At 62.1% G+C, this 21,547-nt stretch carries 22 protein-coding genes and 1 tRNA gene; 10 read left to right on the top strand and 13 right to left on the bottom strand.

The window, feature by feature from the left end; genetic code table 11:
* Window positions 1–28: 28 nt before the first annotated feature.
* The 3 genes from ACNPN0_RS17520 (at window position 29) to ACNPN0_RS17510 (ending at window position 3,328) form a co-directional block, all read left to right on the top strand.
* The gene (locus ACNPN0_RS17520) at window positions 29–1,312 is read left to right on the top strand and encodes a deoxyguanosinetriphosphate triphosphohydrolase (RefSeq protein WP_448937475.1); all 1,284 of its coding nucleotides are present in this window, start codon (window positions 29–31) and stop codon (window positions 1,310–1,312) included.
* A gap of 9 nt (window positions 1,313–1,321) precedes the next feature.
* A complete protein-coding gene (gene dnaG / locus ACNPN0_RS17515) occupies window positions 1,322–3,202 on the top strand; it encodes a DNA primase (protein ID WP_105657213.1) in 1,881 nt (626 codons plus the stop codon).
* Between the two features lie 53 nt (window positions 3,203–3,255).
* A tRNA-Asn gene (locus ACNPN0_RS17510) sits at window positions 3,256–3,328 on the top strand.
* Between the two features lie 162 nt (window positions 3,329–3,490).
* On the opposite strand, the gene ACNPN0_RS17505 is transcribed toward ACNPN0_RS17510, so the two are convergent.
* Entirely contained in the window at window positions 3,491–4,318 is an 828-nt protein-coding gene (locus tag ACNPN0_RS17505; RefSeq protein WP_388024002.1) for a hypothetical protein, read from the bottom strand.
* Window positions 4,319–4,774: 456 nt separating this feature from the next.
* On the opposite strand from ACNPN0_RS17505, the gene ACNPN0_RS17500 reads away from it, so the two are divergent.
* The 4 genes from ACNPN0_RS17500 to ACNPN0_RS17485 are packed head-to-tail and all read left to right on the top strand — an operon-like array spanning window position 4,775 to window position 9,320.
* A complete protein-coding gene (locus tag ACNPN0_RS17500; RefSeq protein ID WP_133833006.1) occupies window positions 4,775–4,966 on the top strand; it encodes a hypothetical protein in 192 nt (63 codons plus the stop codon).
* A complete protein-coding gene (locus ACNPN0_RS17495) occupies window positions 4,959–6,479 on the top strand; it encodes an ATP-binding protein (RefSeq protein ID WP_448937474.1) in 1,521 nt (506 codons plus the stop codon). Before ACNPN0_RS17500 ends, ACNPN0_RS17495 begins: the two co-directional genes overlap by 8 nt.
* On the top strand, window positions 6,476–8,035 hold the full coding sequence (locus ACNPN0_RS17490) for an SLC13 family permease (protein ID WP_448937473.1): 1,560 nt from the start codon (window positions 6,476–6,478) through the stop codon (window positions 8,033–8,035). Before ACNPN0_RS17495 ends, ACNPN0_RS17490 begins: the two co-directional genes overlap by 4 nt.
* A 58-nt stretch (window positions 8,036–8,093) precedes the next feature.
* Entirely contained in the window at window positions 8,094–9,320 is a 1,227-nt protein-coding gene (locus tag ACNPN0_RS17485; RefSeq protein WP_448937472.1) for a glycerate kinase family protein, read from the top strand.
* A gap of 44 nt (window positions 9,321–9,364) precedes the next feature.
* On the opposite strand, the gene ACNPN0_RS17480 is transcribed toward ACNPN0_RS17485, so the two are convergent.
* Window positions 9,365–9,739, bottom strand: coding sequence for a PH domain-containing protein (locus ACNPN0_RS17480; RefSeq protein WP_448937471.1), 375 nt, complete (start codon window positions 9,737–9,739; stop codon window positions 9,365–9,367).
* Between the two features lie 136 nt (window positions 9,740–9,875).
* Here ACNPN0_RS17480 and ACNPN0_RS17475 point away from each other — a divergent pair, with 136 nt between their 5' ends.
* The gene (locus ACNPN0_RS17475) at window positions 9,876–10,532 is read left to right on the top strand and encodes a DUF6308 family protein (RefSeq protein ID WP_448937470.1); all 657 of its coding nucleotides are present in this window, start codon (window positions 9,876–9,878) and stop codon (window positions 10,530–10,532) included.
* A 95-nt stretch (window positions 10,533–10,627) separates the two neighbouring features.
* On the opposite strand, the gene ACNPN0_RS17470 is transcribed toward ACNPN0_RS17475, so the two are convergent.
* The 5 genes from ACNPN0_RS17470 to ACNPN0_RS17450 all read right to left on the bottom strand — a co-directional run bounded on the left by ACNPN0_RS17470 (window position 10,628) and on the right by ACNPN0_RS17450 (window position 13,747).
* Window positions 10,628–11,065, bottom strand: a complete 438-nt coding sequence (locus ACNPN0_RS17470; protein ID WP_448937469.1) for a 6,7-dimethyl-8-ribityllumazine synthase — start codon at window positions 11,063–11,065, stop codon at window positions 10,628–10,630.
* A 110-nt stretch (window positions 11,066–11,175) separates the two neighbouring features.
* Window positions 11,176–12,198: an LLM class flavin-dependent oxidoreductase gene (locus ACNPN0_RS17465; RefSeq protein ID WP_448937468.1), complete on the bottom strand. Its 1,023-nt coding sequence runs from the start codon at window positions 12,196–12,198 to the stop codon at window positions 11,176–11,178.
* Between the two features lie 55 nt (window positions 12,199–12,253).
* Entirely contained in the window at window positions 12,254–13,006 is a 753-nt protein-coding gene (locus tag ACNPN0_RS17460) for an NADPH-dependent F420 reductase (protein WP_448937526.1), read from the bottom strand.
* A gap of 16 nt (window positions 13,007–13,022) precedes the next feature.
* Complete coding sequence (locus ACNPN0_RS17455; protein WP_105657301.1) at window positions 13,023–13,349, bottom strand: ArsR/SmtB family transcription factor; 327 nt, start codon at window positions 13,347–13,349, stop codon at window positions 13,023–13,025.
* A 104-nt stretch (window positions 13,350–13,453) separates the two neighbouring features.
* A complete protein-coding gene (locus ACNPN0_RS17450; protein ID WP_332486659.1) occupies window positions 13,454–13,747 on the bottom strand; it encodes a helix-turn-helix domain-containing protein in 294 nt (97 codons plus the stop codon).
* Between the two features lie 46 nt (window positions 13,748–13,793).
* On the opposite strand from ACNPN0_RS17450, the gene map reads away from it, so the two are divergent.
* Entirely contained in the window at window positions 13,794–14,576 is a 783-nt protein-coding gene (gene map, locus ACNPN0_RS17445; protein ID WP_332594826.1) for a type I methionyl aminopeptidase, read from the top strand.
* Window positions 14,577–14,597: 21 nt separating this feature from the next.
* Here map and bioB read toward each other — a convergent pair whose 3' ends face one another.
* From bioB to ACNPN0_RS17420, 5 genes are all read right to left on the bottom strand, one after another.
* The gene (gene bioB, locus ACNPN0_RS17440) at window positions 14,598–15,830 is read right to left on the bottom strand and encodes a biotin synthase BioB (protein ID WP_448937467.1); all 1,233 of its coding nucleotides are present in this window, start codon (window positions 15,828–15,830) and stop codon (window positions 14,598–14,600) included.
* A gap of 180 nt (window positions 15,831–16,010) precedes the next feature.
* Complete coding sequence (locus tag ACNPN0_RS17435) at window positions 16,011–16,778, bottom strand: ABC transporter permease (protein WP_448937466.1); 768 nt, start codon at window positions 16,776–16,778, stop codon at window positions 16,011–16,013.
* Window positions 16,775–17,566 (bottom strand): ABC transporter ATP-binding protein, encoded by a 792-nt coding sequence (locus ACNPN0_RS17430; protein WP_448937465.1) that lies wholly within the window; start codon window positions 17,564–17,566, stop codon window positions 16,775–16,777. Before ACNPN0_RS17430 ends, ACNPN0_RS17435 begins: the two co-directional genes overlap by 4 nt.
* Before the next feature lies 1 nt (window position 17,567).
* Window positions 17,568–17,939 carry a DUF1048 domain-containing protein gene (locus tag ACNPN0_RS17425; protein WP_448937464.1) on the bottom strand — a complete coding sequence of 124 codons (372 nt, stop codon included), beginning with the start codon at window positions 17,937–17,939 and terminating at the stop codon, window positions 17,568–17,570.
* Window positions 17,940–17,941: 2 nt separating this feature from the next.
* Window positions 17,942–18,286 carry a PadR family transcriptional regulator gene (locus ACNPN0_RS17420; RefSeq protein ID WP_105661795.1) on the bottom strand — a complete coding sequence of 115 codons (345 nt, stop codon included), beginning with the start codon at window positions 18,284–18,286 and terminating at the stop codon, window positions 17,942–17,944.
* 208 nt (window positions 18,287–18,494) lie between these two features.
* Here ACNPN0_RS17420 and ACNPN0_RS17415 point away from each other — a divergent pair, with 208 nt between their 5' ends.
* Window positions 18,495–19,142, top strand: a complete 648-nt coding sequence (locus ACNPN0_RS17415; RefSeq protein ID WP_448937463.1) for a maleylpyruvate isomerase family mycothiol-dependent enzyme — start codon at window positions 18,495–18,497, stop codon at window positions 19,140–19,142.
* Between the two features lie 54 nt (window positions 19,143–19,196).
* On the opposite strand, the gene ACNPN0_RS17410 is transcribed toward ACNPN0_RS17415, so the two are convergent.
* Window positions 19,197–21,545 (bottom strand): GNAT family N-acetyltransferase, encoded by a 2,349-nt coding sequence (locus ACNPN0_RS17410; protein WP_448937462.1) that lies wholly within the window; start codon window positions 21,543–21,545, stop codon window positions 19,197–19,199.
* Window positions 21,546–21,547: the final 2 nt, after the last annotated feature.

Below are 21,547 nucleotides of genomic sequence, written 5' to 3'. Positions count from 1 at the left end.
CCGGCAAAGAGTTACTAGACTGGGAACTATGACTCAGATCCCCGGATATACCGAAGCCGACCAGCAGCGGTGGGTGCCTGAACCAGCGAAGAAGTCCTACCGTACTGCCTTTGAGCGGGACCGTGCCCGCGTGCTGCATTCCTCCGCCTTGCGCCGTTTGAGCGCCAAGACCCAGGTAGTGGCACCGAACCAGAATGACTTCGTGCGCAACCGGCTCACCCACTCATTGGAAGTGGCCCAGGTGGGCCGCGAGCTCGGTGCGGCCCTTGGCTGCGATCCGGATGTTGTCGACACCGCCTGCTTGGCGCACGACCTGGGTCATCCGCCCTTTGGCCACAACGGCGAGAAGGCGCTGGACAAGGCAGCCAAGGACATTGGCGGATTCGAGGGCAATGCCCAGACCTTGCGTTTGCTCACTCGCTTGGAAACCAAGACCTTCCGGCACAACGGGCATTCGGCCGGGTTGAATCTTTCGCGGGCGTCGCTGGATGCAGCTTGCAAGTACCCGTGGCTCAAAACCGATGCGCCAGAGGTCAACGGCGAGAAAACCAAGAAGTTCGGCGTCTACGAGGATGACGCCACCGTCTTCAACTGGTTGCGCAACGTCCCGGAAGCCACCGCCGGAGCAGTCTGCATGGAAGGCCAGGTCATGGACTTGGCCGATGACATTTCCTACTCGGTCCATGACGTGGAAGACGCAATTGTCGGCGGCAAGCTGCAGCTGCGTTGGCTCAAGCAGGATCTGCAGCGCGAGCGTGCGTTGCAGGTGACCAAGGACTGGTACTTGCCGACCACTGGGGAGGCCGACATCGATGCGGCGTTGCGCCGCCTGGAAATCAGCGATGAGTGGGTTTCGCATTTTGACGGCTCACGGCGTTCCATGGCGGCGCTGAAGGACATGACCAGCCAATTCATTGGCCGCTTCGCCGCCGCGGCAATGGATGCCACCCGGGCACGCTTCGGGGAAGGCAAGCTCACCCGCTATAACGCGAACCTGATTGTGCCCGAGGAAACCGAACACGAGATCGCCGTGATGAAGGGCATCGCGGCCAGCTACGTGATGGCTTCGGAAGTGCGCCAGCCGCTCTACCTGGATCAGCGCACGCTGCTGACCGAGCTGGTCGAACTGCTCTTTGAAACGGGCCGGGATAATCTGGAGCCGATCTTCGCAGCTGACTGGGAAGACGCCGCTGATGAAGCGGCCCAGCTGCGTGTGGTGATTGACCAGGTCGCCTCGCTCACTGACGTCTCAGCCACCGAATGGCACTCGTATCTGGTCAAGGGCGAAGCCCCTGACGCAAAGTTGTTCTAGAAGGGAATCATGGCAGGGCTGATCAAGCGTGAAGATATCGACGAGGTGCGTAACCGCACCGACCTCCGTGAGGTCGTCGAATCCTATGTCACGCTCAAATCCGCGGGCATTGGCTCGTTCAAGGGCCTGTGCCCTTTTCACGACGAACGCAGTCCGTCCTTCCATATTCGCCCGCAGCTAGGAACCTTCCACTGCTTTGGCTGTGGCGAGTCCGGCGACGTGATCGCCTTCATCCAGAAAATGGACCACTCCTCGTTCACCGAAACTGTGGAACTTCTGGCTGCCCGGATCAACTACGAGCTTCGCTATGAAGACGGGGGACCGGGACCGCGCCGCGAAGACTACGGCAAGCGCCAGCGCCTGGTCGACGCGCACAAGGTCGCCGAGGAATTCTTCCGCGCGCAACTGGCTACCGAGGAAGGAGCCGCCGGCCGCGAGTTCCTTGCCGGTCGCGGTTTTGACCAGGAAGTCACAGCCCAATTCTCCGTGGGCTATGCGCCCAAGGGCTGGGATTCGCTGCTCAAGCACCTGCGCTCCAAGGGCTTCGTTGATGATGAGCTGAAGCTGACGGGCATGTTCTCCGAGGGCAACCGCGGAATCTATGACCGATTCCGCGGACGTGTCATGTGGCCGATCCGCGACCTGTCTGGTGCCACCATCGGCTTCGGTGCACGCAAGCTCTACGAGGATGACCAGGGCCCGAAGTATCTGAACACCCCGGAGACCCAGCTCTACAAGAAATCCCAGGTTCTCTATGGCCTGGACCTGGCCAAGAAGCAAATTTCCAAGAGCCGCCAGATCGTTGTGGTGGAAGGCTACACCGACGTGATGGCCTGCCATCTGGCTGGCATTACCACCGCGGTGGCCACCTGCGGTACCGCTTTCGGCACGGACCACATCAAGATTGCCCGTCGCCTGCTGCAGGATGACGGCACCGGTGGCGAAGTCGTCTTCACCTTCGATGGTGACGCCGCAGGCCAGAAGGCCGCGCTGCGCGCCTTCGAAGAAGACCAGCGATTTATTGCCCAGACTTACGTTTGTGTTGAACCAACCGGTGCTGACCCGTGCGACTTGCGTTTGCACCGCGGAGACGAAGCTGTACGCGAGCTCATCGAGCTCAAGCGTCCGCTGTTTGAATTCGCCATCCGTGCCGAATTGAAGAAATTCAATCTGAACACCGTTGAAGGACGTGTCCAGGCCTTGCGCCAGACCGCTCCGATCGTTGCGCAGATCCGCGACTCGGCCATTCGTCCGGCATATGCCCGTGAGCTTGCCGGCTGGCTGGGAATGAATAATGAGGACGTCAACCGCTCGGTGGGCGCCTCCATCAAACGCGCCCGGTTGCCGAAGAACGCCGACCTGCAGGCACCACACCCGCAACCGGGGGAGGCTGAACAGGCAATCCCGGCGGCGGCCTTTGAACGCCCGGATCACCGCGACCCGGTGATGCGCCTTGAACGACAGGCCCTGGAAGTGGTGATCCAGCAGCCGCAACGGTTGAAGGACGAGCAATGGCAGGCGTTCTACGAGGCTCGTTTCCTGGCCCCGGCGCACTCTGCTGTCCACGATGGCGTCGTTGCCGCGTCCAGTGCAGGCGCGTCGGCGACCTCCTGGGTTGAAGTCATTCGCGACGAAGTCCCCGAGCAGTTGCGCAGCTTCGTTTCAGAACTCGCAGTGACCAGCATTCCGGCATCCGACGAACACAGCCTGAACCGCTACTGCGCCGACATCATCAACGGCTTGATTGAGCTTCAAATCACACACCGCAAGGCTGAGCTGATCGGCCGCTTGCAGCGTGCTGAAATGGCACCCGAGGGTGAAGAATATGCCCAGATCAACCGGGAACTGATGGAACTGGAGATGCGCCGGAGGATCCTTCGCGGAACCTAGGATCCCGATTTTGCATTCGCGGGAATCTTCGGTAAAGTTATATCTCGTTGCAATCCTCCATAGCTCAATTGGCAGAGCATTCGACTGTTAATCGAAGGGTTACTGGTTCAAGTCCAGTTGGAGGAGCTTACAAGAAGGTTCCGGCTCGCATTCGCGAGTCGGAACCTTTTATTTTCGCCTGAAACAGGAATTCTGGCACCTAGCCCTGACTAGCCTCGCCAGGAAAAAGCCGAGTTAGGTAGCAGGGGCCGGTTGCCGGACCAGCGGCGGGTATTTTGCCTAGCGGACTCAGGCAGCCGGGTTCCACAAGCGCCGGGATTCCAGATACCAGAAGTACGAGAAAAGGCTGATCTCGAACCATTCGACAATGAATAGTGCCTCCTGGATGCCCGCGGCCAGCAGGATCGGCCAGGCAATCAATCCGATGAGCATCAGCACCAGGATGATTGCGTAGTGAAGCTTCTTGCCTCCGCTGGTGTCCATCGCGCACAGCGGCTTGTGGTCCAGGTGGCTGGCGATGGCGATGCCCATGGAGAAGATCAGCAGGAATGCTGCGCTGGCATGCACGCCGGCGAACTGCTTGCCTTCCACGGTTCGCCACAGCAGCAGCAGGACAAAGCCGACCAGGAGCAGGGTGCTCAGCAAACCGAGCGCTTTGGTCGCGGTGCTGTGGAACAGCGCGCGGTGCGGAGCGCGGCTAGTCCTGATTCCCAGCCAGATGAATACCGAGCTGACGACGAGAACCGCAATAACCGATACCTGCACGGAGAAGATGAGCCGCCTCTGCTCGCCCAGGTGCAGCTGCGCCAGCGTTTCACCCAGCTTGGTGGGAACCAAGGCGACGAACATGGCGTAGAAGCCGGCCAAATTCAGTGCATAGTCCTCCAGCTCGTCTCCGGTGTAAACCACGAGCAGTACCCCGGTTGTCACCAGCATCGCAACGAACAAGTCCCGTGCCGGACCCAGGTAATAGGAACTCAGGGAGTCTTCAATGCGCTGGTTGGCAATGCCATAGATGACGATGGCAACGACAAGGAGCAGGGGCACCGCGAGCAGCATGAGGCGCACATAGCGCAATGTACTGCGGCCCGGGGAGTGTTCAAGGGAAGTGGCCATAAGTGCATTCTGTAATGAATCGCCCAGGTATTGCCAACGGGCCCGCCTAGCGCAGGAAAATTTCCGGGAGAATCGCAGGCATCGGGCGGCCGAGGCCGTGGCAGATGCGAAAATCCGCATGAGCGAAACGCTCTCGTTCACTGACGACTCGGTGCTCTGGGCTGCGAAGTAGCTCGAATTCGCAGAGGTTCCGCTATCCCATCAGGGGTGGCGGAACCTCTTTTCTTTTGCCCTGGCGGCGAGGAAGCCCGCACCTCGCGGATTGCGACCACAACATGAACACCGGAAATAGGAAGATCGGGAAAATTTTCAAGGAATTCCCCGCGCTGCCGGACCTCGGAAATACGCGAGAACCCGGGGCGATTCGCTCGCTCTCATTTGCTTCTCATGGACGCGCCATAATCCTCTCACCACCGCCTAATGCGCTCCTCACAAGGGTCTTTTAATGTTCAAAGCATGAATCGCCGCATACTTCTCATCCTCATGGTGTTGGCCGTGCCAGCGGGACTGGCCGGCGCCAGCCAGGCACTTGCCGACAAGGCCAATCCGCCCATCCCGCATCAGCAGCCAATCATTGTCCAGCTCTCACCGGCTCCCGAGCCCGCTGCTGCACAAGCGCAAGCTGAGGAGCTGATCGCCAATGGCTGACATCCATGAGCACCAGGGATCAACGGTGTCGGCACGGTTGCGCATTGTCGGGTGGATCGTGCTCACTACTGCACTGGCCCTGCTGGCCGTAACGGTTTCGATGCGTTCGATCATGTCCGGCCAGGTAGCCGAAGCTGCCAACGTGGGCATCGCGCAGGAAATCGAGGAGTTCCGGACCTTCGCCGCCGAGGGACTGGACCCGAAGACAGCTCGCCCGTTTTCCTCAATCGGTGAATTGATGGAACGCTATCTGGCCCGCCAGCAGCCGATGGCCGGCGAAGCGATTCTCGCGCAGGCCAATGGACGGGTGCTCACCGCAGGCACCGCAGGCAACCAGGCGGGGACCTGGCTGGCTGATGACCCCGTGCTCCTGGGCCGTATTCTCGATGACGCGAAGACCTCCGGAATCCTGGAGAGCAACCACGGGACGGTTCGCTGGGCGAAGGCCGAGGCCAAGGATGCCTCCGGAGCCAGCGGGGCGGGGCACCAAGCCCATCTGGTCGTAGCGCACTTCATTGGCGGGGCCCAGGAAGAAGCCAACCGGCAGGCAACCATGCTCTTCGGCGTGGCCGCCGGGGGACTGGCCTTGACCGCGGGGATCGCCTGGTTGGCAGCTGGGCAGATCATGCGTCCCATCCGCACCATGAGCGAAACCGCCGCCTCGATTAGCGCCAATGACCTCTCGGCCCGTGTTCCGGTCGAAGGACGCGACGACTTGGCGCAGCTGGCCAGGACGCTGAATGCGATGCTTGACCGGGTTGAAGCTTCGCATCTGGCCCAACGCCACTTCATCGCCGAAGCACGAGAGCACCTGGGAAGCCCGCAACGCAAGATGGCAGCTGCCTTGCAGAAGCTCAACGAGGAAGATCTGCCCCGGAAGCAACGCGGCAGGATCATCAGCACCGCGCAGGCGCACATTTCGCTGATGGGACAGACACTTGCCGACCTGGAATTGCTGGCGCAAAGCTCGGACCCGGACTTCATCCAGCGCCGAATGGTGCCCGTCGGCGAAGTCACGGCGGACGTTGCCGCGGCAGCCGCCCGCCCGGGTGCCTACCCGGACCGCCGATTCCGCATAGCCGAGTCTGCCAAGGCCCAGGCGTGGCTGGATCCGCTGCGCGTTGCCCAGGCCATGCACCAACTGATCCAAAATGCTGTCGCGCATACCGAGGATGGAGAAAGCATCCGGATCGGTTCCGCAGCAGCACAGGGCATGGCCAGCTTCTGGGTTGCCAACGATGGACCGGCGTTGGACCCGGAGCAGGCCCGTGCCCTGCTGGAAAACTATCGCAGTGCCCCGGAAGCCGGCCAGCAGGGATCCGGCATGGGCTTGGGCCTGGCCGTGGTGAAAGCGGTCGCGCAAGCCCACGGCGGCACGGCCTGGGTGGAATCCGGAAACGGCAACGGGACCAGTTTCGGATTTTCCCTCCCGCAAGCTGATGCCGGACAAGGCATCCGCTGCGAAGAAGAATTCGCCCAATCCATGGCCAGCAGCCTGGGCGGTGAGTCATGAGCATCAAGCCAACCGCACCACGCTCGGGATTCCGCTACACCGCCCAGCGGTCCATGGACCAGGCCGCGGAACAGGGCAACGCCGGTGCGGCACGAAGCCGCTGGAGCAAGCAGAACGCAGCGCGAATCATCGCCGCACTGGTCTTGCTGGGCTTTCTCGGCTGGTGCGCCTATGGAGCCTTCGGCCCAGATGCGGGGACAGTGCAGGCATTGCCGGCACAAGGGGCCCTGACCCTGGCGGTCTTCGCCTTGGCCATCTGGCTCTGGGTCTTCTCGCCAGTAGGCGATACCTTTATCGCCTTGGGCGCAGCAGTGGTGCTGGTGCTCATGGGCGTGCTGCCCGAAGCCGACCTGTTCTCCTCGCTGGGAGAAGACACCATTTGGCTCTTGCTGGCCGCCTTCGTGATCGCGGCGGGGATCACCGCCACGGGACTTACTACCCGCGCCGCAGCATGGATAGCCGCAGGGGCGAACACCCCGCGGCAGCTGATCCACCTGACCACCGGGGTGCTGGTCGCTACCGCATTCGCGGTGCCCTCTACTTCCGGGCGCGCGGCCCTGGCCATTCCGGTCTTCATTGCCCTGGCCAAGGCGCTGGCGGATCGCCGCCGCATCGTCCTGGCCCTGTCCCTGGTTTTCCCCTCGGTTATCCTGCTTTCGGCCGTGGCATCCTATCTGGGCGCCGGAGCGCACCTGATCACCAGCCAGATCCTCGCCACCGCGGGCCATGAAGGATTCTCCTTCGCCGGCTGGCTGGTCTACGGATTGCCGCTGGCTTTCGTTTCCTCCCATCTGTGCGCCGAACTGGTGCTGTGGATGTTCACCCGCAAGAAGGACCGCGCAGAACCGCTGGCGGTGGGCATCGAGCGGCTGCAGCAGTATTCGCCGGTGCCGCTCTCGGGCCCGCTCACGGTGGGGCAATCCAGGGCAGCGCTGCTGGTCTCGGCTGTGGTGGTGCTCTGGTGCACCGAGCCCCTGCACCAGCTCCATCCCGCCATCGTGGCCCTGCTTGGTTCATTGCTGGTAGCCAGCCCGGGATTTGGCTCTGTAGGCCTGGCCAAGGCATTGAAGGCGGTGCCGTGGTCGATGCTCATCTTCATGGCCACGACACTCACCCTGGGTACGGCGCTCGCCGGAACCGGAGCCGCCGAATGGCTGGCCCGCAAGGTGCTTGGCCCCGTCGAGCAGCTCGGCGCTGCCGCACCCTGGGTCTTCACCGTCCTCGTGGTGGTGGTCTCTGCCGCGGCGCATCTGGTCATCCAGTCCCGTTCGGCCCGCTCAGCGGTGCTGATTCCGCTGGTGGTCTCGCTGGCCCCGGGCGTCGGGGTCAACGCGGTAGCCATTGCCCTGGCTTCCACCGCCGCCGCCGGTTTCTGCCACACCCTGACCAGCAGCGCGAAGCCGGTGAACCTGTTCTCCGAGATCGAGGGCATCGAAACCTATAAGCCGGCAGACCTGCTGCGCCTGAGCGCGGTGCTCGGACCGCTCATGGTCCTGCTGGTCCTGGTCTTCGCCTTCTGGATCTGGCCGGCCATGGGACTGCCGCTGTTCCTCTGAACCACCTTGTAGCTTCACATCTCATCGCATTCATCCTCACTGAAAAGGACAACGAATCATGGCACACGCACTTCCACAACGCATCCTGGTAGCCCCTTCCGGATTCAAGGAATCCCTCGACGCGGCGGCAGTCGCGGCGGCCATCGGCGCCGGGGTTCGCCGGGCCTTGCCCGGAGCCACGGTCAAGGCAGTGCCCATCGCCGATGGCGGCGAAGGCACCGCAGAAACCCTGGCGTGCGCTACCGGCGGCCACCTGGTGCCAATGGCAGTCACCGGTCCGGTCGGCCAGCAAGTCGAGTCCCACTATGCCATGCTCGGTGGCGAAGCGGCCGGAACGGCAGTCGTCGAAATGGCCGCCGCTGCGGGCCTGCGGCTGGTTCCCCGCGACCAGCGGGATCCGGGAACCACCACCAGCTACGGTGTGGGTGAGCTGATCGCGGCCGCCATTGATGCCGGGGCCTCCAAGATCCTCGTGGGCTGCGGCGACTCGGGTACCTCGGATGGCGGCATGGGGGCATTGCAGGCGCTGGGTGCACGAATCCTTGATGCCAACGGCCATGAGGTCAAGGCCGGCGGCAACTACCTCGGATCGGTGGACCGGTTGGATCTGTCCGGCCTGCACCCGGCCCTGGCCGCCGGGAATGTCCGGATCACCATGGCGCTGAACCCGCACAATGTGCTGACCGGCCCGCGCGGAGTGGCCCGCGTTTTCGGTCCGCAGAAGGGGGCAACTCCGGAACAGGTCGAAATCATGTCAGCAGGTTTCGAACGCTGGGCCTCGATCCTGCGCCGCGATGCGCTGGAGCCCTCGCGCTCCACGGATTTCGCTTTGGCCCCGGGGACGGGTGCTTCGGGCGGGCTGGGCGCTGGCTTGGCGGCGGTGGGGGCGGTGCTCTTGCCTCGCTTCGAGGCGATCCTGGACTCGGGCTTGGCCGGCATCGATCTGGACTCGATGCTGCGCGGAGCGGATCTGGTCATCACCGCAGAAGGCGCCATCGACTTCCAGACGCCCAAGGGCAAGGTGCCGGCGGAGGTAGCACGGCGCGCGGCGCTGCATGGGGTGCCGGTAGTGGCCCTGGCAGGAACTCTGGGCCGCGGCTGCCGAGACGTGCACGATATCGGAATTGACGCCATTGCCTCGATCATGCCCATCCCGATGACGCTGCAAGAAGCAGTGGATGACGGGGAGCGGCTGCTGATCGAAGCGGCCGAACGCTTCATGCGCACCATCATCCTGGGTGCATCAATGGCAGCAGCCCGGCTCAGCCCGCGCGAGGCTTGGTAGCAGCCAGCGGTCGCGCCCTGAATAGGAATAGGCGTGCTGCCTTGCTAGAGCACGTAGGAGGCGATGAGCTGAGAGAGGGCCCGGACATCAACTTTGCCCTTGAGCTCCAGACGAACTTTGCCCAACCCGCTGAACCACAGGTCCAGCTCCGCATCCAGATCGAAGGTTCCAGCTGTTTCAACGGAGAACGACTGGACTTTCGAATACGGTAACGAGGTGTAATCCCGCTTTTTGCCGGTCATGCCTTGCACATTGACGGCGATGAGTCTCTTGTTGCTGAAGACCACGTAGTCGCGTGCACCCTTGAAAGCGCTTAGTAGCTCTTCGCCAGCGACCATCATGGGTACGATCTCCGGTGCGACTTGTGAAAGGTCCCATGGGCCCAATTTGAAGACAGAGGAATTATTGAAATCAATCATGTAAAGAGCGTACGAAGGATGAGGGACAAATAGGCGACGACTAATTTCCCGAATCATGGCTGAGAGCCCAACTTGTCGGTACTTTCAGGTACGGTGAAATAATCAAATCTTCAACCAACAATGGGGGTCAGCGTAAATGCAACTTCGATCAAAAGTAGACTTCAGCACTGCGGTAGAAGATGTAAGGGACTATTTCGGGACCATGGGAAACGGTCGGCCCAAGTATTCTGGATCGCGCTTTGAAACTCTGGGTGAAGGTGTCGATACTGATCCACATCGAATCACTGCGACCGACTTGGTGGCGGTATCGATGCTCTCCGTTGACGTGCCAGCGCAGGCTTCCTTGGGAATCCTCGAAACGCTAGCCGAGCAAATCAGCGAATTGCTGTCCCAGATTCCGCAGGACTTGAAGTTTGAGAATTTGACACCAGAATCATTCGAGAAATATCTCGCTGAGGGATCGCCTGCGGATAAATTGTGGTCGCTTCTACGGCAACATGAAGACCCTTGGAAGGTTGGACAAACCACGGCAAGCAAGATCATGGCTCGCAAGCGGCCGGACTTGATTCCGGTTTACGATTCGGTTGTCGAAGCAGTTGCCGGGATCAAAGGCAGTGGAGAACAGTGGATCGTCTGGTACTCCGCCTTCCACGACGGTTCTTCCGAGGCCGCGGAATTTGTAGACAAGCTCAGAGCGATCAGGGCTGAGGCTGGCCAACCTCACTTGTCGTTATTACGAGTTTTGGATATTGCATTATGGAAGCAAGGAAAGCGCGAAATAGGGCATTCGTAGATCGCGCCTAGGGCTTGGCCCTGAATAGGAACAGGCGTGCCGCCTTGACCGTTGACAACGGCGTTCAAGGCAGCACGCCTGTTTTCGCGTATTCCCTAGAGCACGATAGCTGCCACGGCCTGAACCGCGCGGGCCGCCTCGGCGCCCTTCTTCAGGAAATGCTCGAAGTAGAAGGTCTGGTGCTCATCATTCGAGTGGAAGTGGTGCGGGGTCAGGCTGACCGAGAAAGTAGGTACATCGGTATCCAGCTGGACCCGCATCAAGCCGTCCACTACCGCCTGGGCAACGAAGTCGTGGCGGTAGATGCCGCCGTCAACCACGAGGGCTGCGGCTACCACGGCATCGTACTTGCCGGTCTTCGCCAGGCGCTGGGCCTGCAACGGCATTTCGTAGGCGCCGGGTACGCTGACGACATTGATGGTGTATTCCTGCCCGGAAGAATCCATCTCGGCCTCGAAGCCGGCCAGGGCCTGGTCGACGATATCCGCATGCCAGCTGGCCTTGATGAAGGCGATGTTCAATGGCTTGCTCATGAGTTGCTCCCTGATTCTGCGTGCAAATGTCTAAGTCTTTTGATCTAGCCTAGTGGCGTGGGTCTCAATGGAATAAATGGGGAAGGGATCTGCGTAACGAATGAGCCGGTTCAGCGCCAGCCCATCAGCGGGGCCACGTGCTTGAGCACTGATTCGATGACGTGGGCGTTGTAGTCCACGCCCAACTGGTTTGGAACGGTGAGAAGGAGCGTATCCGCCGCGGCGATGGCTTCGTCTTCGGCCAGCTTCTTGGCCAGTTCATCTGGCTCGCCGGCATAGGACTTGCCGAAGACCGCACGGGTCTTCTCATCGATGTTGCCGATCTGGTCCGAGCTGTAGCGGTCGCGGCCGAAGTACTGCCAGTCGCGCTCATCGGTCAGTGCGAAGATGCTGCGGCTCACCGAGACGCGCGGTTCGCGTGAGTGGCCGGCTTCCTTCCACGCATCGCGGTAAAGCTGGATCTGCTCGGCCTGCTGGACGTGGAAGGGCTTGCCCGATTCATCGTCCTTGAGCGTGGAGCTCTGCAGGTTCATGCCCAGCTTCGCGGCCCACACTGCAGTGGCATTGGATCCGGAACCCCACCAGATGCGTTCGCGCAAGGTGTCCGAATGCGGCTCGACGCGCAGCAGGCCCGGGGGATTGGGGAACATCGGGTTCGGGCTAGGATCGGCGAAGCCTTCCCCGGAAAGCACCTCGAGCAGGCGCTCAGTATGCCGGCGGCCCATATCGGCATCCGATTCGCCTTCGCGCGGCTCGAAGCCGAAGTGGCGCCAGCCGTCAATGACCTGCTCGGGCGAACCACGGCTGATGCCCAGCTGCAGGCGGCGATTGGAAATCAGGTCGGCGGAGCCTGCATCCTCAGCCATGTACAGCGGGTTCTCGTAGCGCATGTCGATGACGCCGGTACCGATCTCGATGCGGCTGGTTCGCGCGCCGATGGCAGCCAGCAGCGGGAACGGGGAGGCGTATTGCTGGGCGAAGTGGTGCACGCGGAAATAGGCGCCGTCCGCGCCGAGTTCCTCGGCGGCGACCGCCAGATCGATGGCCTGCAGCAGGGCGTCGGAGGCAGTGCGGGTGCCTGATTGCGGGTGGTCGGTCCAGTGGCCGAAGGACAAGAATCCGATGTTCTTCATGCTTGAGGCAACAAGTAATCTCGAATGGTTATTCCAGTCCTAGCCTCGTGGTCTGCTAGAACTGGCGGGCGGCGACGTCGGCTCGATGCGCAGTGGCGAGCGCCTCTTCGAGCTGCGCGATAGTCACTGGCTGACCGCGATCGGCAAGGTGCGCGGAGTAGAAATTAGCGGGATCCTGGGCGTAGACGTGAGTGTAGCCACCGGATTCGGGCTCGGCGCGCCACGAATCAGCCAAGGTTCCGGCATTAACCGTGTTGAAGCCCAACGCTTGGACAAGTTCCAGCACTTCGGTCTTGGCAGCAAGGTCATCGCCATATATTGGCAACGCGGTCCTCGGAGCTGAATTGACCAGAAGCGGGATGTGATGCGCCACGATGTTGTTGAAGGCTTTGGTGATGCGGGCGCCGGGAAGGAGCGATGCTTCCAACTGCGCAGTAGTGGACTTCAAGGAATCGAGAACTTCTATGCGCCCGTCGCGGGATGGGTAGTAGTTGCCGGTGGATAGGACCGTCTTGTTGGCAAGCGCCTGGGTTGGAAGGTCCGAATAAGCCGACAGCGGGATGGCCAACACGACGATATCGCCATATTCAGTGGCTTCAGCAACGGTTGCCGCGTGCGCGTTGTCGCCGAGTTCTTCCACCACGTCGGCGAGCGAGGCGGGGCCGCGTGAGTTCGCGATGGCCACGGTGGCGCCAGCGGCCACTGCTAGGCGAGCAATGGCCTGGCCGATATTTCCGCTACCGATAATCCCGATCTTGGTTGTGCTCATGGGTTGCTCCGAATTCTTATCTTGTGGTCGATGAGGTATCTAAGGGTGAAGAATTTTATGTGGTGCGGGCAAGTTCCTGGCGAACCGTATCCATGAGTCCAGGGAATCGATGATCCAGTTCTTCGGTGCGCAACCAGTTGCGGTGCCGGGTGCCATCAACCTCTTGCCTGATCAAGCCGGATTCCCTGAGGATGCGCCAGTGCCGGGTGAGTGCCGACTTTGAGACACCAAAGTCCGAGCTGCTGCACGCTCCACCGGGGGTTGCGCCAATGTGAGCGATGATGGCGCGCCTGACCGGATCGGCCAGAGCGGCCATGATTTCGAATAGGTCCATTTCCTCTTCGGAGGGAATGGTTAGAGGTCGAGTGAGGCGGCTTGCCACGTTCATTTCCTTAACTCCGACAGGCGTGCATGTACGCAAAAAAGTGTACATACTGGTTATGTACGCGTCAACATGTACATGCAGAAGGGGTCAGGCCCTGCGAATTAGCGGTGCGATAGCTGTGAGGGGTGAAGCGCTGGAGAGCCGCAGGTTTTCTGCGAGTTGATGGTTGACCAGATCTCATCGAGCGATAGGCTCAGCGCGGCCGCGACGGCGGCGATGGTGGAAAAAGCGGGAGTGGCGACGCGGCCGGTTTCGATTTTCCGCAGGGTTTCGGGGGAGAGGCCGGCTTGGATCGCGACGTCGAGGATTGTTCGTTCGCCGCGTGCCTGCCGAAGCAGCGCGCCGAGGTTCTTGCCCTGTTCGATTTCCCGGGCGGTAAGCGGCAGTCTGACCATAATGAGACCATTATACCGGTATTAAAATACCGGTATAGTAATTGGAATGATTGAGATTCTCACAGCCAGCGAAGTAGAGCGCGCCCGCGAGACCGGACGCCTTGTCGGAAACATCCTCAATACGCTCAAGCACCGCGTGCAGGTCGGCACCAATCTCTTGGAAATCGACGCCTGGACCAAGGAAATGATCGAGGAGGCCGGTGCGGTCTCCTGCTACGTCGACTACGCCCCGTCCTTCGGCAGCGGCCCCTTCGGCCATTACATCTGCACGGGAGTCAACGATGCGGTGCTCCATGGACTTCCCCGCGACTACCAGCTGGCCGATGGCGACTTGCTCACCCTGGATCTGGCCGTCACCTTGAAAGGCATCGCCTCCGACGCGGCGATCAGCTTCATTGTCGGCACGGCTGCGCGTGCAGAAGACCTGAAAATGATCGAGACCACGCAGCGCGCCCTGGCCGCCGCCATCGCCGAGGCGCGTCCCGGAGCCAAGATCGGCGACCTGTCCTTCGCCATCGGGTCGGTGCTGACCGCCGAAGGGTACAAGGTCAACATGGAATTCGGCGGCCACGGCATCGGCAGCACCATGCATCAGGATCCTCACGTTTCCAACGACGGCCGCCGCGGACGCGGGTACACGCTGCGACCCGGTCTTCTGCTGGCCATCGAACCGTGGGTCATGGCCGATACCAGCAAGCTGGTGACCGACCGCGATGGCTGGACCCTGCGCAGCGCCACCGGCTGCCGCACCGCGCACACCGAGCACACCATTGCCATCACGGAAACTGGCGCGGAGATTCTCACCCTGCCCACCGACCTCTCGGCATAGGCGGAGGCCGCATGGCCGCGATCAGGCGTTCGGGCTTTCCCCGGTCCCGGCACCGCGGCGGCGGAGCACCGGTTCGGCACTGCCGGTGCCGCAGCCCGAGGAGGCGCTGCCGCAGGCCGGGGAAGCAACGGAGGTGCAGCACGATCCGCTGCACCCGCTGGCCCCGGCGTTGCCCGCATCCTCCGGCTGGCGCGAAGCATGGCCGGCGGCTTCGCGCAGCGTCCTGGCCAGCTGCGCCGGGTCCTGGCCTTCTTGGCCCAGGACCACGAACCCCGCGTCGGCAATCATTGCCAGGTCGGCTTTCGCATCCTGCCCTTCGCTGGTCAGGTAGTCGCCGAGAAACAGCGAATTGGCCACTTCCAGGGCATTGGCCTGCAAGGAACGCAGGTGCATTTCGCGTCCGCCGGCCATCCGGATTTCCTTGTCCGGGCAGGCTAGCCGCGCTACGGCCAGGATCCGCAGGCACGCGCGCGGGGTCAGGTTCCAGGTGCCTTCCAGCGGGGTGCCGTCGAAAGGCATCAAGAAGTTCACCGGAATGGAATCGGCTTCCAGTGCGCGCAAGGAGAAGATCGCCTCGACCAGCTGCTCAGGAGTTTCGCCCAGTCCAACGATGAGCCCGGAGCAGGGGGAGAGGCCGGCGGACCTGGACTGCTGGACGGTGGAGACGCGCTCGGCGAAGCTGTGGGTGCTGCAGATTTCCGGGTAGAGGGACTCGGCTGTATTCAAGTTGTGGTTGTAGGCGTCGGCGCCGGCCTCCTTGAGCCGCTGGGCCTGCCCCTGCTTCAGGATGCCGATGCAGGCGCAGACCTCGACCTGCGGATGCTCTTCCTTCAATGCGCCGATCATGTCCGCGACGCGTTGCACATCGCGGTCCGTGGGTCCCTTGCCGGAGGCGACCATGCAGACCCGCGAGGCGCCGCCGGCGATGCCCAGACCTGCCTGGCGCACCGCTTCGCCGGGCTTGAGCCAGGTGTATTTCAGGATTTCGGCCTTGGAGCCCAGGCGCTGGGAACAGTAGGTGCAGTCCTCGGGGCACAGGCCGGACTTCAGGTTGACCAGGTAGTTGACCTTCACGGTGTTGCCGAAATGCTTGCGCCGCAGCACCCCGGCCGCACTGACCAGCGCCGACGTCTGCGCGTCGCTGGTGGCCAGCAGCTCGAGGGCCTCTGCTGCGGTGAGCTGGTGGCCAGCGGAGATGCGTGCGGTCAGCTCGGTGAAATCTGCGGTGTCGGTGCGCTGCGCGGGGATGCTCATGGGTTCCTTCGCCTGGTTGGATGGTTGCCTGCCAAGGTGCAGCCATTCTTGAACGGTGTTCAATTGCTGGCACCAATGTACACGAAAAGCCCCCGACTTGAACAATGTTCAAGTCGGGGGCTTGCGCTGCTTTCCACGGCAGCTGCAGACGGCGCGCGTCCCGTGCAGCGCGCCCGCCGCTCAGCTGGAGGTCTTGCTCCGGTAGATCCGCGTGGCCAGCGCCCAAGCCAGGATCAAGATACCTGCCAGCCAGGCCAGGGCGGTCCAGAGCTCGGAACCCACGGGTTCTTGCGATAGCAGGGCGCGCAGCGAATCGACGATGGCAGTGATCGGCTGGTGCTCGGCGAACCAGGCCACCGGCCCGGGCATTGACTCGGTGGGAACGAACGCCGAGGAAATGAAGGGCAGGAAGATCAGCGGGTAGCTGAAGGCGCTGGCGCCATCCACCGATTTCGCGCACAAGCCGGCAAGCACCGCTACCCAGGTCAGGGTCAGGGTCACCAGGCACAGCAGCGCGAGCACGGCGATCCACGCTTCCATGGAGGCGGAGGAGCGGAAGCCCATGGCCAGGGCGACCCCCAGTACCAGCGCCAGGGAGAGGAGGTTCGCCGCCAACGAGGTCGCCACATGGCTCCAGAGCACGCTGGAGCGGGAGATCGGCATGGAGCGCAGGCGCTGCACCAGCCCATCGCGCAGGTCCAGGAACAGCCGGTAGGAGGTGTAGGCGACCCCGGAGGCGATGGTGATGACCAGGATCCCGGGCAGCAGGTAGTTTATATACGGCCCCGTGGCGCTGGTGCCGATGGCCCCGCCGAAGACGTAGGTGAACAGCAGCATCATGGCCACCGGGGTGATGGCCGTGGTGATGATGGTGTCGGGGCTGCGCACAACGTGGCGCATCGAGCGCCCGGTGAGGATTCTGGTTTCCTGCAGTGCCGCGATGCTCATGGCTTGCTCCCTTCGGTTCGCTGGTGGTGGCCGATCAGTTCCAGGAAGATCTCCTCCAGGCTCGGCCGCTTGGCCACCAGTTCGGTGGTGGCCGGCGGCAGCAGGGCCTGGAGTTCGGCCAGCGTGCCCTGGTGGATGATGGTGCCCTCGTGGAGGATGGCGATTTGATCGGCCAGGTGCTCTGCTTCATCCAGGTACTGGGTGGTGAGCAGGATCGTGGTGCCGGACTCGGCCAAGTCGCGGATCACCTGCCAGGTCTCGCGGCGCGATTGGGGATCCAGTCCCGTGGTCGGCTCATCGAGCAGGAGCACCGGCGGGTTGCCGGCCAGTCCCATGGCGATATCAAGGCGCCTGCGCATCCCGCCGGAGTAGGTTCCTGCGGGCCGGTCCGCTGCGTCGCAGAGGTTGAAGCGCTCCAGCAAGCCGTTGGCGATGGACCGCGGATTCTCCAAGCGGAGCAGCCGCGCGATCAGCAGCAAGTTTTCGCGCCCGGTCAGGACCTCGTCCACTGCGGCGAATTGCCCGGTCAGGCCCAGTGACCGGCGGACCTGGACCGGGTTCTCGCGCACTGCAGCTCCGCAGACCCGGGCGGTTCCCGCATCGGCGGGAAGGAGGGTGGCCAGGATCCGCACGAGCGTCGTCTTGCCGGCGCCATTGGAACCGAGCAAGGCGAAGATGCTGCCGGGCTGCACGGTGAAGTCCAGTCCGCGCAGCACGGGCAGCTTCTTGAATGACTTGACCAGTGCGGTGACCTCGATGGCCGGTTCCGAGGCCAATGCGGTATTCATGTCATTGCTCCTTCGATTCGTTCTCTGCTTCGGAAATGGTGTCGGCCAGGCGGGTGCGTTCCTTGTCGGTCCAGCGCTTGCCCCCGTAGGCCTGGGCGAAGTCATCGGCGAATTCAGCCGGGTCCTGGCCAAGCAGTTCGCGCAGCGCGGTGCCGTTGGCGGCTGCTCCTTCGAAGAGGTCGGCCAGGTCCGAATACATGGAGATCATCGTTTCGGCGTCGGTGACCCCGCTCTGGTTCAGCAGGTAGCGCTGCACTCCTGCAGCGGCCTTGGCATAGGGCTGGGGCAGGGCCTTGAGGCGTGCCATGCTCTGCTTGTACTGCTTCTTCTGCTCCAGTGAGCCGGTGAAAGTTTCAATCCATTTGGCGACCATGATCAGTGCCCTTTCTGCGGGGTGCTCGGGTGGGGGAGGTTGTTGATGCGGGAGACGAGCAGGTTCCAGGTGGTCCAGAAGTCGTCGAGCTGCTGCTTGCCGCTGGGGTTGAGGGTGAAGACCTTGCGGGGAGGCCCTTTTTCGGACGGGACTTTCTCCACCGAGACGAGGCCTTTCTGCTCGATGCGCACCAGCAGTGCGTAGATGGTTCCCTCGGCCAGATCGGTGAAGCCGCGTTCGCGCAGTTCCGTGGTGATCTCGTATCCGTAGGCCGGGCGTTCGGCCAAGATCGCCAGGACGATCCCTTCCAAGGTGCCTTTGAGCATCTCGGTCATCTGTGTGGCCATGGTGCACCCCTCTCTACTTAGTGACATTGAGTACAAGTAGATAGTAGAACTAAGTAGCGGTATTTAGCAATACTTAGTACCAAGATTTTCCAGATATTTTTCGGGGCTTTGGAGAACCACCATTTGACCAGTGGCAAGATGGGGCAACCGGAAATCCGGTATGCTCCTGGAAGCTGAGCCGGTACTGGATCTATGGGGATGAGGCGCCATGAAGGATGCGAGATGGCATTGGGAGCTGGTCCATGCCGAGCGTGCGCGGTTGGCAGGATTGCTGGGCAGCTTGGCTCCGGAGCAGTGGAACGCCCCATCGCTATGCGCGAACTGGCAGATCCGCGATGTGGCGGCGCACCTGGCGGCCGCCGGATCCACCTCGACCGCCCGCTGGCTGGTGAATATGGCTCGTTCCGGATTCAATGCCGACCGGCACAACGAGCGGCTGCTGCGCTTGCAGCTCGGGGACAGCCCCCGGCAAACGCTGGATAATTTCAATCGTTCTGCCAGCAAATCCATTGCCCCGCTGAACTCGGTGACCGGTTTGCTGGGCGAAGTGGTAGTGCACGGGCAGGACATCGCCCAGGCGCTCGATCTGATCCTGCGGCCTGAACCCACAGCACTGCGAGCGGCGGCAGGATTCTTCGCCTCCAAGGACTTCGCGGTCAATAGCAGCACCCTGGTCAAGGGCTTGCGGATGTCGGCGGCGGACGACGCTTTCAGTTGCGGGAACGGTCCCGAGGTGCTTGGCGAACTGCTGGATCTGGTCCTGGCGATGGCCGGAAGGGAACAGGTCCTCCCGCGGCTTCAGGGCGCAGGGGTCGGCGAGCTGACACGCAGGATCACGGCACAGTCGCGGAAATAGCAAGCATCGCGCCGCACGATGACTGTACGGCGCGATGCTGGGGAAGCTGGCAAATCAGCCAGCGGGAATGAGGGCGGTGGCCAGCGGGTTCTCCAGATCGCCTGCGTAGAGCAGGCCTCCGGACTGGTCGGCGAGATCCAGCATCTGCTGGTTGTTGCGCAACTGCAGGCGGTTCAAGCACGACAGCGGGAAGTTCTGCGCAAAAAGTCCCAGCTGATCAAAGCGTTCAGCGAACTGCGGATGCTGCTCGCGATAATCCAGCAGCCGTTGAACTACGGTCTTCCAGAAATCTGCTTCGGAAAGCAGTCCTTCGGCATCCAGCAGCGGCGCGAGGAAGCGGAAGAACGAATCAAAGACATCCGTGAAGACCGACAAAACCGGATCTCCACCGGTGCGTACCCGGCGAATCTCCTCCGGGAGTTCCACCCGGTCCGAGAGCACAGCAATCTCTTCGCCCAGATCCTTGAGCAGGACCTTCTTCACAGCACCGTTCTCAAGCACCATGATCACGTTTTCGCCATGCGGCATGAACACCAAATCATAGGCAGCCAGGCAATGCACCAGCGGAATGAGGTAGGCATCGAGGTAACGGCTTAGCCAGTCGGCCGGTGCTAGCCCGCTGCGGCGAATGAGGGCGCCGGCAAAGGACCTGCCGGACGCATCGACACGCAATAGGCTGGCCATCGTAGCCAACTTTTCTTCCGGGCCCAGCAGGCTGATCGGGGACTCCCGCCACAGCGCGGCCAGCATCTTCCGCTGCGGATCGCTCTTGCCGGTGGCTGCTTCGAACTGCGGGTTGCGGTAGCCTACGGCGGCAATTTCACGCAGCAGGGCGACCGGCTGGGTCGAGAGCACCGGGTCCTTTGCGAACAGCTCGCCCAACCACTGGTTGATCGCGGGAGTCACCTTCATGTACTCGGCACTGAGCCCGCGCATGAACCCCATATTCAAGATCGACATTGCCGTCTTGACGTAGTGGCGTTCCGGGTTGGACAGGTTGAAGAAGGTGCGGATCGACTGCTGCGCCTGGTACTCGTCAACGCTGGTGCCCAGCCAGATCAATTGCTTGCGGGCAATATCATTGGCGAACGTGATCGACAGGCGGTTCTCCCATTGCCAAGGGTGCACCGGAATGAAGATGTAGTCCCCGGCTGCATAGCCGGTGCCGAACAAGGAGGCCTCCAGGGCCGCATCCAAGCGCTGGCGCTCGGCTGGATCCAGCTCGGTGGCCAGCAGCCCTTCGTAATCCAGCGAATCCACGGCGTCGAATTGTGCTCGGGACTTGTGGGCGGCAGCCCAGCCAAGGTGCAGGGCGGAACCGGTTTCGGGGGCGTACCTCAGGTAGTCGGTGCGCCCGATGCCCATTCTTCCGTTGTTGGCTATGAAGCACGGGTGGCCCTCGGTCATGGAAGATTCGATGAGCTGGAAGGACTGTGCGGCTGTGCCGTCGAACCGCGCCAGCTGTGCTGAATTATGCGTTGCATGAACCTGCTTGTAGCAGTGGCTGGCCAGCGTGGATGAGAGCTCTTCAAGGTAGGTGGGCAGCTGCACCGGGGAAAGCGTGAGTTCCTGGCAGAAGTGGGTGATGAACTCAATGGCGTCCACCTCTGCCTGCTGCCAGCTGCCGTCAACGAAGTGGTGGTGTTCCACGGACTGCGGTGAAACCAACCAGTGGTTCAGCTGGTACCGCTGGGCGCTGAAGCTGTAGCGGTGGGCATCCTTATGGACTGAGTAGCGGTTTTCTCCATGGCCGGCAGGCTCCAGGAGGCGCTCATGCGAAAATTCGCCCAGGGCCTTGGCCAAGACATGGCGATTGGCGATGTCCCAACGTGCAGGGGAGAGGAATGAGGATTCCAAGCGGCGGCCGGTAGCGGTTTCGAAGTCCTGTCGAGTGCAGATGGACAGCAGTGCCTGCTTGATTGAGCCGTCTGCTTCGGAGAGCTCCACTGGACGTACCGGGCGGAAGCCAACTCGGGCGTTCAGGGCATGGATGGCTTTGTTGCGCAGGTCAGGTTCCACGATGATTCGTTCGGTTCCGGGCAGGGCGAAAGCCTGGACCATGGCCGAGGAGAGAGCTTCGAGGGTGAACCCAGGCTGCGGCTCGGTGGCTGCCGGAGCCAGGAAGTGCAGTCCACGGTCGCCGCGGACGCAGTTGTATGCATCGGCCAGTGGCGATGCTGCGGGGTCGTAGAGCTCGACAAGGAATTTCTCGTCCCCTGATGCGTCGATGCCGAAGAGGACTTCGTAGCCTGGGGTGCCAAGCAATGTGCGGTATTCTGCTTCGATTTCCTTTTCGGTTGCATTGGCCATGCCCCAGAAGGAGGCATGCGCGGTGGCAATCCACGAATGCAGCAGCGCAGTATCCCCGGGCAACGTCACGGAACGGAAAGTGTAGTTGGTCATCG

It is taken from the genome of Glutamicibacter sp. AGC84 (genome assembly GCF_053543575.1).
This window is presented reverse-complemented; position numbering and strand designations above follow the sequence as displayed.

Bases quoted from the DNA above. Each gene is read 5' to 3' on its own strand.
- ACNPN0_RS17495 (WP_448937474.1), top strand. From the start codon at position 4,959: ATGGCTGACATCCATGAGCACCAGGGATCAACGGTGTCGGCACGGTTG.
- ACNPN0_RS17485 (WP_448937472.1), top strand. From the start codon at position 8,094: ATGGCACACGCACTTCCACAACGCATCCTGGTAGCCCCTTCCGGATTC.
- ACNPN0_RS17470 (WP_448937469.1), bottom strand. From the start codon at position 11,065: ATGAGCAAGCCATTGAACATCGCCTTCATCAAGGCCAGCTGGCATGCG.
- ACNPN0_RS17500 (WP_133833006.1), top strand. From the start codon at position 4,775: ATGAATCGCCGCATACTTCTCATCCTCATGGTGTTGGCCGTGCCAGCG.
- bioB (WP_448937467.1), bottom strand. From the start codon at position 15,830: ATGAGCATCCCCGCGCAGCGCACCGACACCGCAGATTTCACCGAGCTG.
- ACNPN0_RS17420 (WP_105661795.1), bottom strand. From the start codon at position 18,286: ATGGCCACACAGATGACCGAGATGCTCAAAGGCACCTTGGAAGGGATC.
- ACNPN0_RS17480 (WP_448937471.1), bottom strand. From the start codon at position 9,739: ATGATTGATTTCAATAATTCCTCTGTCTTCAAATTGGGCCCATGGGAC.
- ACNPN0_RS17425 (WP_448937464.1), bottom strand. From the start codon at position 17,939: ATGGTCGCCAAATGGATTGAAACTTTCACCGGCTCACTGGAGCAGAAG.
- ACNPN0_RS17465 (WP_448937468.1), bottom strand. From the start codon at position 12,198: ATGAAGAACATCGGATTCTTGTCCTTCGGCCACTGGACCGACCACCCG.
- map (WP_332594826.1), top strand. From the start codon at position 13,794: ATGATTGAGATTCTCACAGCCAGCGAAGTAGAGCGCGCCCGCGAGACC.
- ACNPN0_RS17505 (WP_388024002.1), bottom strand. From the start codon at position 4,318: ATGGCCACTTCCCTTGAACACTCCCCGGGCCGCAGTACATTGCGCTAT.
- ACNPN0_RS17450 (WP_332486659.1), bottom strand. From the start codon at position 13,747: ATGGTCAGACTGCCGCTTACCGCCCGGGAAATCGAACAGGGCAAGAAC.
- ACNPN0_RS17410 (WP_448937462.1), bottom strand. From the start codon at position 21,545: ATGACCAACTACACTTTCCGTTCCGTGACGTTGCCCGGGGATACTGCG.
- ACNPN0_RS17490 (WP_448937473.1), top strand. From the start codon at position 6,476: ATGAGCATCAAGCCAACCGCACCACGCTCGGGATTCCGCTACACCGCC.
- ACNPN0_RS17475 (WP_448937470.1), top strand. From the start codon at position 9,876: ATGCAACTTCGATCAAAAGTAGACTTCAGCACTGCGGTAGAAGATGTA.
- ACNPN0_RS17430 (WP_448937465.1), bottom strand. From the start codon at position 17,566: ATGAATACCGCATTGGCCTCGGAACCGGCCATCGAGGTCACCGCACTG.
- ACNPN0_RS17520 (WP_448937475.1), top strand. From the start codon at position 29: ATGACTCAGATCCCCGGATATACCGAAGCCGACCAGCAGCGGTGGGTG.
- ACNPN0_RS17435 (WP_448937466.1), bottom strand. From the start codon at position 16,778: ATGAGCATCGCGGCACTGCAGGAAACCAGAATCCTCACCGGGCGCTCG.
- dnaG (WP_105657213.1), top strand. From the start codon at position 1,322: ATGGCAGGGCTGATCAAGCGTGAAGATATCGACGAGGTGCGTAACCGC.
- ACNPN0_RS17415 (WP_448937463.1), top strand. From the start codon at position 18,495: ATGAAGGATGCGAGATGGCATTGGGAGCTGGTCCATGCCGAGCGTGCG.